The 12,623-nt window shown below is 52.2% G+C and carries 13 protein-coding genes; 6 read left to right on the forward strand and 7 right to left on the reverse strand.

Translation table 11 applies throughout. From position 1 onward, the window contains the following. Nucleotides 1–30: 30 nt before the first annotated feature. From A3L09_RS01155 to A3L09_RS01165, 3 genes are all read right to left on the reverse strand, one after another. Complete coding sequence (locus A3L09_RS01155) at nucleotides 31–708, reverse strand: fumarylacetoacetate hydrolase family protein (protein ID WP_088857235.1); 678 nt, start codon at nucleotides 706–708, stop codon at nucleotides 31–33. A gap of 81 nt (nucleotides 709–789) precedes the next feature. After that, nucleotides 790–2,568, reverse strand: a complete 1,779-nt coding sequence (locus A3L09_RS01160; protein WP_088857236.1) for a M1 family aminopeptidase — start codon at nucleotides 2,566–2,568, stop codon at nucleotides 790–792. 107 nt (nucleotides 2,569–2,675) lie between these two features. Continuing rightward, on the reverse strand, nucleotides 2,676–3,830 hold the full coding sequence (locus A3L09_RS01165; RefSeq protein WP_088857237.1) for a tryptophan--tRNA ligase: 1,155 nt from the start codon (nucleotides 3,828–3,830) through the stop codon (nucleotides 2,676–2,678). Nucleotides 3,831–4,005: 175 nt separating this feature from the next. Here A3L09_RS01165 and A3L09_RS01170 point away from each other — a divergent pair, with 175 nt between their 5' ends. The 5 genes from A3L09_RS01170 to A3L09_RS01190 all read left to right on the forward strand — a co-directional run bounded on the left by A3L09_RS01170 (nucleotide 4,006) and on the right by A3L09_RS01190 (nucleotide 7,162). Next, nucleotides 4,006–4,848: a DMT family transporter gene (locus tag A3L09_RS01170; protein WP_088857238.1), complete on the forward strand. Its 843-nt coding sequence runs from the start codon at nucleotides 4,006–4,008 to the stop codon at nucleotides 4,846–4,848. 4 nt (nucleotides 4,849–4,852) lie between these two features. Then, entirely contained in the window at nucleotides 4,853–5,629 is a 777-nt protein-coding gene (locus A3L09_RS01175) for an MBL fold metallo-hydrolase (RefSeq protein ID WP_088857239.1), read from the forward strand. Nucleotides 5,630–5,687: 58 nt separating this feature from the next. Further along, nucleotides 5,688–6,455 carry an NAD+ synthase gene (locus tag A3L09_RS01180; protein WP_088857240.1) on the forward strand — a complete coding sequence of 256 codons (768 nt, stop codon included), beginning with the start codon at nucleotides 5,688–5,690 and terminating at the stop codon, nucleotides 6,453–6,455. A 129-nt stretch (nucleotides 6,456–6,584) separates the two neighbouring features. Then, complete coding sequence (locus A3L09_RS01185) at nucleotides 6,585–6,800, forward strand: TRAM domain-containing protein (RefSeq protein WP_088857241.1); 216 nt, start codon at nucleotides 6,585–6,587, stop codon at nucleotides 6,798–6,800. A 95-nt stretch (nucleotides 6,801–6,895) separates the two neighbouring features. Continuing rightward, complete coding sequence (locus tag A3L09_RS01190) at nucleotides 6,896–7,162, forward strand: ubiquitin-like small modifier protein 1 (RefSeq protein ID WP_088857242.1); 267 nt, start codon at nucleotides 6,896–6,898, stop codon at nucleotides 7,160–7,162. 11 nt (nucleotides 7,163–7,173) lie between these two features. On the opposite strand, the gene A3L09_RS01195 is transcribed toward A3L09_RS01190, so the two are convergent. The 3 genes from A3L09_RS01195 to A3L09_RS01205 form a co-directional block, all read right to left on the reverse strand. Next, a complete protein-coding gene (locus tag A3L09_RS01195; protein ID WP_088857243.1) occupies nucleotides 7,174–8,850 on the reverse strand; it encodes a CGP-CTERM sorting domain-containing protein in 1,677 nt (558 codons plus the stop codon). A gap of 228 nt (nucleotides 8,851–9,078) precedes the next feature. Then, a complete protein-coding gene (locus A3L09_RS01200; RefSeq protein WP_088857244.1) occupies nucleotides 9,079–10,353 on the reverse strand; it encodes a CGP-CTERM-anchored Cys-rich protein in 1,275 nt (424 codons plus the stop codon). Between the two features lie 41 nt (nucleotides 10,354–10,394). Then, the gene (locus A3L09_RS01205; RefSeq protein WP_335755339.1) at nucleotides 10,395–10,721 is read right to left on the reverse strand and encodes a hypothetical protein; all 327 of its coding nucleotides are present in this window, start codon (nucleotides 10,719–10,721) and stop codon (nucleotides 10,395–10,397) included. A gap of 106 nt (nucleotides 10,722–10,827) precedes the next feature. Here A3L09_RS01205 and eno point away from each other — a divergent pair, with 106 nt between their 5' ends. Then, nucleotides 10,828–12,120, forward strand: a complete 1,293-nt coding sequence (gene eno, locus A3L09_RS01210; RefSeq protein ID WP_088857245.1) for a phosphopyruvate hydratase — start codon at nucleotides 10,828–10,830, stop codon at nucleotides 12,118–12,120. Here eno and A3L09_RS01215 read toward each other — a convergent pair. Next, nucleotides 12,101–12,619 (reverse strand): PadR family transcriptional regulator, encoded by a 519-nt coding sequence (locus A3L09_RS01215; RefSeq protein WP_088857246.1) that lies wholly within the window; start codon nucleotides 12,617–12,619, stop codon nucleotides 12,101–12,103. The genes eno and A3L09_RS01215 overlap by 20 nt on opposite strands. Nucleotides 12,620–12,623 lie beyond the last annotated feature (4 nt).

Raw genomic sequence — 12,623 nt, forward strand, 5'->3', positions numbered from 1 at the left:
CTTGTAGGAAATCGTAATTCCTGGAGTGACTCAGCACAGTATAGATCCCTCGCTTAAAACGTCGAACTCCACCTTTCCTATCCCCTCTATCCACGCCTCCACGTGGTCTCCGTGCCTGAGCGGGCCGACGCCGGCCGGCGTTCCTGTGGCTATTATATCCCCCGGTTCCAGCGTCATCACCGAGCTTATGTACTCTATCAGCTCCGGGACTTTAAATACCATCTCGCTCGTCCTTCCAAGCTGTCTCAGCTCTCCATTAACCTTGAGGCCGATTTCAAGGTCATCTATCTTTAACTCGCGCTTATCAACGACCCTAGGCCCGACGGGGGCGAAGGTATCGAAGCCCTTCGCTATCGTCCAGGGAAGGCCCTTTTTCCTTGCCTCTGCCTGGAGATCGCGAGCGGTAATGTCGAGCATTATGGTGTAGCCTATGACGTAGTCCATCGCCTTCTCAGCAGGAACGCGCTTTGTCCTCTTTCCTATGATGACAGCCAGTTCGACCTCGTGGTCAACGCGCTTGCTCATCCTGGGAAGGATTATCGGGTCTCCAGGGCCTATTAGGGCGCTCGGCGGCTTGAGGAAGAAGACCGGCTTCTCTGGAACGTCGCTTTTCATTTCCTTTGCGTGCTCCTCGTAGTTTTTGGCCAGCGCTACTATCTTGCTCGGCCTGAGTTCGTAAAAGCCGTCGCGGAAGGGGAGGCGGAGCATTTCTGCAGCACCGTCAGTCCTTGGCCTTCGAGGTATAAAACTTTAGTTGCGTCAAGCTGAAATAGAGAAAAAGGGAGTAAATCAGTCTACCTTCACTGCCACGTCGTTTACTCTTGATTCCCTGTTCACGTTTGCCATAACTTCCTCGGGGTCAATGACGATCTTAACCGGTTTGCCCGGCAGTTCAAGGCTTACTGTGGCAGTACCGTTCACCCAGATTCTCTCGTCCAAATATTCACCGTTTTCCAGGTAGATTCTGATCGGAACTGGCATCGTGAAGTTGTTGGCGTCGGTTATGGTGAAAGTTAGGTTATATCCGCCTCCGTTCTCCGAGATTTTCAGCTGGGTAACTTTGTAATCGGGCAGTGCAATACTGTTGATCCACTCATCAAAGAACCAGTCGAGGTCCTTGCCACTCGCTTTTTCGAAACTCTTTTGAATATCTGTGAGGGTGTACTCCTTTCCATGACACCGTTCGAGGAGGGTATGGATTCCTTTTGAAAACGTCTCATCGCCGAGGAGGTACTGAAGGGAGCGCAGGAAGAAGTTGACTTTCTGGTAAATAACCACGCTAACACTCATGTTGAGAGCATGTTGTCCTGTTTCCGTCAGCTTATAAGCCTCGTTGATACTAATCGTTCCGTATTTTTCGATGTTATCCTCTTGTCTTTTGAGATAAAGCTTCCCCCAGGGGGTAAACCTCTGAATGGCCAAGGTTTCAAAGTACGTGGCAAAGCCCTCGTTAAATGGGCTCTCCCCAACATAACCTGCAAACCAGAGGTGGGCAAGCTCATGGGGTAAGCTATTCGGTTTTCTTTCATATAGAATTCTGATATTGCTCCTTCCACCGATGATAATAATGCCCATTTCTGGTTCTGGTGCAAAGGAACGACTAAAGTCCGGGTTGAACACTATATAAGTGCTGTTAACGGGCCTAACCCCCGTAATGTTGTAGTATAAGCCTATCGCTTGTTTTATGAGGGCTATTGTCTTGTTCCACCCCTCCGGTACGTACTGACTGGAGGCCAGGTAAACGGTGACGTTGATGCCACTAACGCTGAACTTTTCCGAGACTATCTCACCCCTCCGGATGAACGAGCAGTGGAGGGAATCCATCAACCTATCGCCGGATATTCTTCCGGAGCCTGTAAGGACGCCGTAACCTGGGATCACTAAACTGTACCCTTCGGGCAGTGAATACGTGAGGTTTAACCCAAAGGACTTGGAGTTGGTGATGGAGAACCCCATAATTGGAGAGCCTGCATACTGCCAGAAATCGTCAAGGAACAGGGGATACTTTAGCGAATACGTGATTGTCCCTTTTATTGAACTCTTGGAAGAATCCACGGGGATCTCGTATACGATAAGGTAACTCGGCTTTATTCTGGTGCCGTAGACCTCTTCACTCCCGGCTCTGTACCCTTTTAGGCGTGATAGGTTCAGGGGAGTGCCTTCGATGCTCACGTTCAGGATTAAAGCCGTTGGGTCATCTGGGAGTCCCATTGCACCAAGGTAGAAGACGCTCTCGGACAGATTGCTGATGACGAAGTCATAACGACCGTGTATCCTCTTCCCGTCGTATTCTATCGTAAGATTGCCTTTCTCAATGACCGTTGGATTTAATGAAAGTTGAATTACCTTTGAAAATAATTCTGAGAAATTTACTGTCTTCAGGTTTGTTTGGTCTTGTGCTTCCCTTTGGGTATTCGTCGGAGCTGATGAGGTTGTTTGGGTTTCAGATTGCTCGTGAGGTTGCGACGTAGCTGAGGGTGTGCTCTTCTCCTGTGTTCCTCCGCCTATACACCCGCTGACGACAACAAGAAGGGCAACCAGAAGAGCAACTACTGCTTTTGTTTTCAACTTCGATCCCTCCGAGGGGTCTCTGTTCTAACTTTTACAAGTCAGAAAATAAAAATGTTTCGGGAATATGAAAACGTTTGAAGGAGGATACAGGGTAACTTTAATTTTTAAGTTTTCAGCGGTTCAGGAATCGCCTTGTCCCACTGCTCCTGAGCGAGCTCACCCGTGTACTTGAACTTCTCGACCTTCTTTTCCGCCTCTTTCCTCTTCTTCTGGTGCTCCTTGAGGAACTTCTGGACGCGCTCGATCAGCTCGCGCTTGCACTGGCCGCAGAGAAGCTCGCCGGATTTACAGGCTCTATAGCGCTCCATGAGCTTCTCGTCGTCCGGTTCGAAGAATATCTCGAACCACTTGAAGACGACGCACTTCTCAGGCTGACCTCCCTTCTCGCGCTGCTCCTTGGCGGTGGCCCTCCCTCCAGTGAGGGCGAACTTCCATATCTTTTTGCCAGCCTCCTCAGGATCGTCGGTGAGGTAAACGGCCGTCTCGGGCTTGCTCGCGCTCATCTTGCCGCCCATGCTCGTCAAACCGGGCACGAACTTGGAGTGTATTGCCGCGGTCTTGTAGTAGCCAAGACTCTCAGCGAAGTCCCTCTGGAGCCTCCAGTAGGGGTCCTGGTCAATAGCGGCAGGAATCAGACAGCGCTTCTTCTCGAAGAACGTTGGAGCCGCTTGTATGGCAGGGTAGAAAATCATTCCGATCTTGCTCTGGTCTGTGAAGCCGAACACCGCGCGGGCCATCGAGAAGTTTATCTTCTTAGCTATTGGAATGGCCATCTCGTATATCTTGGTAAATTCGCTGTTCTGGAAGATGAAGGTCTTGTCCGGGTCGAAGCCGACCGCTATGATGTCGAGGATGTTTTCATAGGCCCACCTCTTGGTGTCTTCAAAGCTCAGCTTCTCCTTGAATAGGAACTTCTCGTCGTCGGTTATCTGGATGTAGAGATTGACGCCGAACTTCTCCTGGAGCCACTTGGTCGCGAAGAACGGGATTATGTGGCCGATGTGCATCGGACCGCTCGGACCCCTCCCCGTGTAGAGGAAGAAGCCCTTCCCGTTTTCATAATCGGCCAGAACCTTGTCGTAGTCTCTGTGGGAGAAGAAAAACCTTCTCCTGAAGAATATAGGCAGCTCGCTCTTCGTGAGCTCTGCGGTCTTCTCTATAAGCTCGTCCGTCAGCGGGCTCGTCCCGAACTGTTCTATCAGCTTGTTGTAGTCCACGACACCCTCAACGTCCCATGGGGTAACCTTAAAGTCGTCCATTCAAACACCTCCGTTTCCAGTGGAAAGGAAACTCCAGACTAAGGCGGTGCAGAAGAGATGGACTTCACCAAGGCCAAAAACGACCACCGAGCATGAAGAAAGAAAGGGTGGGGAGATTTTAAAGTTTTTTGGTATGGCCTAAACTTTTTATCTGCAGTTTTCTCTAATCTTCTCCATGAATCCTGAAACAGAAGGCACTCTCCTCGCTTTCCTCGTTCTCCTTGCTCTAGGCCTTGAGTCGGCCGTTATAAAGGCCAATCCCTCCAATCCAATCGGGTTCATAACTTTGTCCATCTTCTTCGCGGCCCTTATCCTGTGGGTGGTTCTTTTAGCGACTGGAAAGTTCAGAGAAATTAGAAAAAAGCCCGGCGAGCTTAAGAAGGCCTTCCTCACTGGTCTCTTCGCCACCACCATTGCCTACTCCCTCTACTCGCTCGGAACCAGCATGAGCACGGCCACAAATTCGGCTATAATAACACGCCTTGAGGTGTTTTACTCCCTCGCCATCGGCTGGCTCTTCTTAAGGGAGAGGGTGAGTGGAAAAGCCTTAACCTCTTCTCTCCTGCTCTTCGGCGGGGTCTTCCTAGTACTCACGCAGGGAAAGTGGATAACGCCAAGGAAAGGTGACTTCCTGCTCCTCCTTACGCCCCTCTTCTGGCAACTGGGACATACTGTTGCAAAGTTCACCGACTACTCGCCGCTGACGATAGCTACACTCAGGAACACCTTTGGCTTTCTCCTCCTGCTCCCACTCGCGTTCCTGAGCGGAATTCGGCTAACCAAGCTCGCCGTTGCAGAAGGGGTCATAATAGCAACGACTCAAACCCTATGGTACGCCTCAATCTCAAGGATAAACCTCTCAAAGGCCACCGTGATACTCACCCCAGCTCCGGCCGTCACGATAGCGGTAGCTATAGCCTTCCTCGGGGAGAGTGTTGGGGTTTATCATTTACTCGGCTTCCTCCTTGTGGTCATCGGAACGCTTATGATAGCCTTTGAGGAAAGCGGAAAGAGGTGATACTATGAAGGTCGTCGTCCTCGGCTCAGGTTCCTACAGCGGGACTCCAAAGCCCCTCTGCACCTGCGAGAACTGCTCGAGGGCGAGGATAAACCCAGCGTTGAGGAGGACGCGCTTCTCTCTCTACATCGAGGGCGGAATCCTCGTTGATCCGAGTCCGGATTTACACTACCACCTTGAACGGCTGAACAAGAGGATTGAGAAAGTATTCATAACCCACGCCCACTTCGACCACATAGCAGGCTTTCCGGAGCTTCAGGTTTTCAGGGAAGTGGACGTCTACTCCCACAGACAGGCGGTCGAGATGGCGAGGCACCTCTCAGCGATTTTCCTCGGCGGAGCGTCTCCAGAAAACAGGGACTGGCGCTACCACGAGCTTGAATTTGGGAGGTGGTACGAGATTGAAGGGATGAGAGTCTATCACTTCAGAACTGTACACAAGTCAATCGAGAACTCCGGCGGCTTCGTCTTCGAGATCAGAGGAAAGAGAATAGCCGTAACCGGCGACACCGGGCCGGAGATACTGGAGGATAAGGATACCCTTAAGCTCATCGAGGGTGCTGACCTCCTCATAGCGGAAATGACCCACAGGGAGTCAATTCCCGGAACGCACCTCGGCGTGGAAGACGCCATTAAGCTGGCCGAACTTACGGACGCTTCCTACACTCTCTTCGCCCACATAAGCCACAGCAACTACACGCACGAGGTTCTTGAGAAAAGAGTAAGGGAGAGCGGAATAAGGGGGAAGGTGGCGAGGGACTTCACCTGGATTGAGGTTTAATTCTGGAACAACCAAAAACGGCTTAAGAGGAGCCATTCAAAAGGCACCGGTGGTGGGGATGAGGAAACTGGACTATGAAAAGGTCATCGAGATTCTGACGGGCTTCATCTCGGAGAAGGTTAATGAGGCAGGGGCAGATGGAGTCGTTTTGGGAATCAGCGGCGGGGTGGACAGCGCCACCGTTGCCTACCTCGCGGCAAAGGCCCTTGGGAAGGAGAAGGTTTTGGGATTGATAATGCCCTATTATGAAAACCGCGACGTTGATGATGCCAGGCTCGTCTGCGAGAGCCTTGGAATCGAGTACAAAATCATAAACATCCAACCCATAGTCGATGCCTTTGCCTCCCAGCTCGGCTTTCAACCGGACAGCCGCTCCCTCGGCAACATAATGGCAAGGACGAGGATGATACTCCTCTACGCCCACGCCAATCAGCTCAACTGCTTGGTCTTAGGAACGAGTAACAGGAGTGAATTTTTAGTCGGCTACTTTACAAAATGGGGTGATGGGGCGAGCGACTACGCACCGCTCATAAACCTCTACAAGACTGAGGTCTGGGAGATAGCGAAGCTCCTTGGCGTTCCGGAGAGGATAATTCAGAAGAAGCCCACAGCGGGCCTCTGGGAGGGGCAGACGGATGAAGACGAGCTCGGGATAAGCTACCGCCTGCTGGACGAGATACTCTGGCGGCTCGTTGACCTGGAGATGCCGAAGGACAGAATCGCGGGGGAGCTTGGGGTGGGCGTTGAGAAGGTCGAGCACGTCGAAAGGCTTGTGAGGGGAAGCGAGCACAAGAGAAGGCTTCCTTTGGGCCCTGAAGTCCTCTGAATTCTTCACCCGATCCTCTTTTCCAGATTTTGGACCCAAAGCTTTATATACTCTCCCGAGAACCGGTTTTGGGACTCTTCTGGAGTCTTTCCCGGAGAGCCCTGAAAGTTGAAAGAGTTGGTGTTGGATATGTATGGAGACAGATTTGGTGGATATGGACAGGAAGCCCCGGTTAAGGTTGGGGAGAGATACAGGGTTAGGATCGAGAGCCTTGGTAAGGGCGGTGACGGCATCGCCAAGATAAAGGGGTTCGTTATCTTCGTCCCGAACACCCAGGTCGGGGACGAGGTTGAGATAGTTATCAACTCCGTTAAGAGGAAGTTCGCCTTCGGCGAGGTCATCTGACGGTTTAATCTCACGACTCACGCCCTCTTGGGCTTTTAACATCTTTTTTGGAAACTTTTTTTAGGTCCTTTCTGAACTCTCTTCGGTGAAGGAGGATGAGAGTTACTGTAAGGTACTTCGCACGCTACCGGTCTCTTGTCGGGAAGGGCGAGGAAGAGGTAGAACTCCCCGATGGGGCAACTGTCATGGATCTGATAGAGCTCTTAAAGGAGAGGCACCCTGTTCTGAAGAACGAGGTCTTCGCCGAGGATGATGATTTAGCCGACGTCAACGTTTCAAGAAACGGCCGCTACGTCAGGTTCGATGAAATATTAAAAGACGGAGACATCGTTGCCCTGTTCCCGCCCGTTAGCGGGGGGTAAAAAATAAAGGGTCATTTTTTCTTCTTTTTCAATAGGAGCGGCAGGGCGGTTAGGGCGAGCAGCGATGCGGGGCCGCATATCCCTCCGGTGGAGGCATCGTCTTTTTTCTGCGGCGGGTCTGTTCTCTTATTGAGTGTTTTTGTCCCTGGGGAGGTTTTGTTTCCGGGGGATGATGACGTTGTCGTTAGGTTATCCTGGAGGGCACTCAGATTAACGCCCCCACACATCTCGGCTCCATTCTTGACGATTTGGTAAATCTCGTCCAGCTTCTCTGGTTTTATCTTGTTGTTAACTGCAAAGCTGAATATCATATTGGTCAGATTGTTCTGAACCTCGTTTTCTATGTAATCAACGCAGGAGTACGTTTTGTTCCACTCCTTCAGCTGGAGATCCTCCGGGGAGAAGAACGTGGGGTCGTAGCGCACGTGGAAGTATCCCTTTGCAAAATCAAACGCCGAGATTACCAGATAGCTCGCGTTCAGCATCCTCCGGTATTCCCCCGGAAGCGGAACAGTGAGCAGTTCTGAATCGTTCTGGTATTGGAAGGGCGGAAAGAGCACATCCGCGAGGGCATACATATCACCCACACCGTACTCCATTGGGGTGGGGGTGTAAATGACGAGAGCCTCTTTTATAGCTGGCTTTAGGGCGTTCCCGTCCCCAGTGGAGAGGTACCTCTTGAGCGAGTCGGTTGTGATGTTCTTCGGTATCCGGTCGAACCATTCTATGTGAACGGTGGTGGCTTTGAGGGGATCTAGGGGCCTTGATAGGCCTCCGTACTCGAGGGGATGGCCGTACCTCATGCTGAAATACAGGGGGGCCCCGAGATAGGCAGACTTGTCCTGGAACATCTGGGGGGTTACGTTTAACACGAAGTTCCAAACGAGCGTTGAGGCCGCCTCGGTGTCGTTTGAGAGCCGGACTTTCTGGACGAGATTCTCAATTATCCAGGGGTTCTTCTTCAGGGAGTCTATCGTTGACCTGGTTGAATCCAGGATCCTCCTCCAGAAATCTTGGGGGCTCTTTGCAAAGGGGACGAGAGGAAGGAAGCCCACGGGGGTCTTCTTGTCCCCGTCTATAAGGTAAGCTTCGCCGCTTTTCTTGTTCGCGAGGAACTTAACGACTATCCTGCTGGGGAGTGGGTAAGAGGCTCCGGTATCGTTCAAGATATCTCCAAAATCGAGTCCGAGGGTGGTGTTTGAAATCGAGACCTCGACTAACTCGTGAGTGGAGTTGTAGGAAGAATATGAGATAGTGATGTTCTCAGAACGTAGTTCTACTGGGATGGTGTATGGGGTATCAGTGTACACCTTCACGTGGATTGCCTTCACTGGAGAATTGTTCCCGAGATGGAAGTAATCCCTGAGGAACGAGGCAAGTTTTTCGTCGCTTTCGTTTTCTATCCCAGCGACTCTGACTTCGATTCCCGAGACGTTCCTGCACCCGGTGTAAAGGGGCCCCTTGAGCTCCCATAAAGTTCCGTTGATCACCGCGTACTCGACGAGATACCTATTGGGATACTGGAAGCAAGGTGGGGTAACGTACATCGAATATGTGAAGTTGCTCGTCAGCAGGTAGAGTGGCACCGGAGCGGTTATTTTCTCTCCGGCACTAACTTGTGGAACTACCATTCCAGAAATGAGGAAAAGGAACAGGAGGGACAAAGATGTCAGGGACTTGGGCTTCACGAGACCACCTCCAGGATTGATACTCACGAGGATAACAATCAATCTGCATTATTCTAGCATTAAGATTGTTTATATATTTTTCCATACTTTAAATAGTACATGATCTTAATCAACTCAGTGAAAATGTACGTTGGATTGCATTATCCGCCTAGTTTGGGTATAAATTTTTGATGAGAATGGAATTAACCCATCAAAACACGAATTGAAAATTATGAAAAACAAAATAACTTACTTTCTCTTCCTTATCAGCCTCACTAGGACAGCGAGTCCAATGATGGAAGACGGCCCGCAGATGGCGGAACCAGTCTCCGTCTTTGTGGTGGAGGTCATCTCGTTCTGAGGGGCATTAACGGCGGGGTTTGGTGCGGTATGGTTTCCGAAACCCCCCGTAACGTTCGGACCGCTTCCGGGGTTGAGGTGGCCCGTTCCAGGGGTGCCGTTCCCCTCTGTGGATGAGGCGTTGCCGTAAACCGGCGGACCCACCCAGCCGCACCTCACGAGGGTTGGGTTCTTGCTCTCGTCGTAGGGAATCCAGGCGTAAGTGCCGTTCTTGGTCTCATACCAGCCGATCTTTCCGTTGTAGCCGGCTTCTCCCCACTTGGCAATTCTGGTTATCTGGGCAACGTCCTCCTCAGTGAGACCGGTAATTATCCCCTTCTCAGTGAGGTACTCAAGGGCTTTCTCCAGGACTCTTTCAGCGTCGACTTTGCTAGGATCGTAGGCAGGCTTCTCCTCGGAGCCCGAGATTAAGTTGAACTTCGTGCAGTTTGCTCCAGTGGCTTTGAAGAACTCCTTCAGGGCATCGGAGAGCTCCTCTGGGTTTGGACCCGTTGCGGTGACCTCAGAAACGCCTGCCCTTATAACCTTTGATGGATCGACTCCATGCTCCCTCAGGCACTTTTTAAAGGCCTCGTTGGGCTTCCATGAGCAGGCCCCGTTCACGCATCCACAGCTCGTAAGCTTGAGGCAGTCGTACCACCTGGCGTAGAGGCAGGGACTCACTATTTTTCCTGCCTCATCCCTTGGAGCGCATATTTCCCCCGAACAGCCGCCCGTGGCGCAGTCGGAGTCGGAGGTGCACTCGCTTTTTGGGGTCTTTATCTTTACCGTAACGTTGCCCTTTTGAAGAACGTCGATACTCGACCCGTTTCGGATTATGGAGGTGGCGATCCACCCACGGCTGATGAGCTTCTGAATTGTCCCGTTTGTTATCACAACCGGGCCGGTGTAGCTCCAGTAGGCACCCATACGATGGATCAGCGGGATCTCAACCCTTACATGCGGGCCATCTTCACCGTTCCAAACCCTCACAACAAAAGTCTCGTTCTCTACTACCACGGTGGAAGGTACGCCGGCTGAGGGGTTGTACTCAACTCCCGGCTTGTTCATTACGATCTCAACTGCGTACTGGTCGTACGGGCTCATGCAGGCCTGAACTATGGGGAGGGCGAGCATGAGTATCACGATTGGAATGGTTAGATATGCCCTCATCCTCCTCACCATCCAAAAGTACGCGCTCGAAGTATATAACCCGTTCCACAGCTTCAAATGGAATTGAAGCGATCGCTCTCAAGGACTTTGATCGCTTTCTTGAACGCCATCTCAACTTCGGGATCGTCGAATCTGGGCTCTTCATCTCCGGCCACAATCTTCTCAAGAACCGCGATGGCATTGTCCCAGTTTTCCTCCAGGGTGCTTCCCCTGGGAATTGGGTTCCTGAGGACGTGCCAGTGATCGTCGCCTTCCCAGAAAACGGCTATCCTGGGTATGTAGTCGAGATCCATAAACGTGTTGTCGAGGGTGAGCTCTATTCTAAATCCTGGAATTTCTAGGTAGCCCTCTTCGCGGAGTTGCCTCTTCCAGTCCATCATTTTTATCCCATGGAAAGTTTGAACGGAGGTTTAAAAGTTAGCCCTTTTAGCTTTCGACCATTAGGATTATAAGAGGGAGCCGGAAATATCACCCGAGGTGATTGCTATGGAGAACCCGTTTGAGATAACTGGAGTGTACGCGAGAGAAATCCTCGACAGCAGGGGAAACCCAACGGTTGAGGTCGAGGTCTATACGCCGGTGAGCATGGGAAGGGCGGCAGTTCCGAGTGGAGCTTCCACCGGAACCCACGAGGCACTCGAACTCCGCGACGGCGGAAAGCGCTACCACGGAAAGGGCGTTAGAAGGGCTGTCGAGAACGTGAACAAGATAATAGCCCCCGAGATCATCGGAATGGACGTCACCTGGCAGAGGGACATTGATATGCTGATGCTCGAGCTAGACGGCACCGAGAACAAGAGCAACCTCGGGGCGAACGCCATCCTCGGCGTTTCTCTGGCAGTTGCCAAAGCCGCTGCCAACGCCCTCGGAATGCCGCTCTACCAGTACATAGGAGGAACCAACGCCTACGTCATGCCCGTCCCGATGAGCAACGTCATCAACGGCGGTGTTCACGCGGGCAACGAGCTCGACTTCCAGGAGTTCATGATAATGCCCGTTGGAGCTGACTCCTTCAGGGAAGGAATAAGGTGGGTTTCTGAAACTTATCACGTCCTCAAGGGCGTCATTGCCGAGAAGTACGGTAAGGATGCGGTCAACGTCGGTGACGAGGGCGGATTCGCTCCCCCGCTGAAGGAGCCGCACGAACCTCTCGAGCTCCTCATAAAGGCCATTGAAGAAGCCGGCTACAAGCCGGGCGACGAGATAGCCTTCGCGATGGACCCGGCCTCAAGCGAGTTCTTCCACCCGGACATAGGCAAGTACGTCGTCAACGGCAAGGAATACACCAGCGGCGAGCTCCTCGAGCTCTACAAGGAGCTCGTTAGCAGCTATCCGGTTGTCTCCATCGAGGATCCGTTCCACGAGGAGGACTGGGAAGGCTTCGTAATGATAACGAAGGAGCTCGGGAACAAGATACAGATCGTTGGAGACGATCTCTTCGTCACCAACCCGAAGAGGATAAGGAAGGGCATCGAGATGGGTGCCGCCAACGCTCTCCTCCTCAAGGTCAACCAGATAGGAACTCTGAGCGAGGCCATAGACGCAGCATACACCGCCTTCCGCGCTGGCTACGGCGTCGTCGTCTCCCACAGGAGCGGAGAGACGGAGGATGCAACCATTGCCGACCTCGCCGTTGCCCTCAATGCGGGCCAGATAAAGACCGGCGCCCCAGCCAGAAGCGACAGGAACGCCAAGTACAACCAGCTCATAAGGATAGAGGAGGAACTCGAGGGAATAGCCGTCTATCCTGGCAGGAAGTTCAGGAACCCGTTCCTTTGACGGGCTTTTTCCCTTCCTCCCCTTTTCTGGCTTTCTCCTTCAGCTCCAGCAGGCTCCTCTTCTTTTCCTCCAGTATCGAGATAATCCTGTCGAGGAGTTCGACGTAGCCGTCTATTGCTTCGACCGCTATCTCCTTTCTGTAGCCCATCTGCCTGAGCTTTTCCCTCAGCATCTCGTGGTACTGGACGGCCATATAGAGCGACTGAAGCGCGAGCTCGTTCGCTTCCCTCATGTAGTTCCAGCCCTTCTCCGTTAGGGAGTACTTCACGAGCTTTCTCCTGCCGTGGTACTCTTCCCTGGGCTCTATCAGCCCTTCCTCGACCATCTTGTTGAGCATCGTGTAGAGGTTGCCGTGGCTTGGCTTCCACATGCCCCTGCTGATCTTCTCTATCTCCTTCAGGATCTCGTAGCCGTGGGTCTCGCCTTTGAGGCCGATTATGAGGAGTATGAGGTTTCTCATGGGGACGGTGAACATAGTCCTCACGAGCGATTCCGACATAGTA

The sequence above is a fragment of the Thermococcus profundus genome, assembly GCF_002214585.1.
Lineage (GTDB): Archaea > Methanobacteriota_B > Thermococci > Thermococcales > Thermococcaceae > Thermococcus > Thermococcus profundus.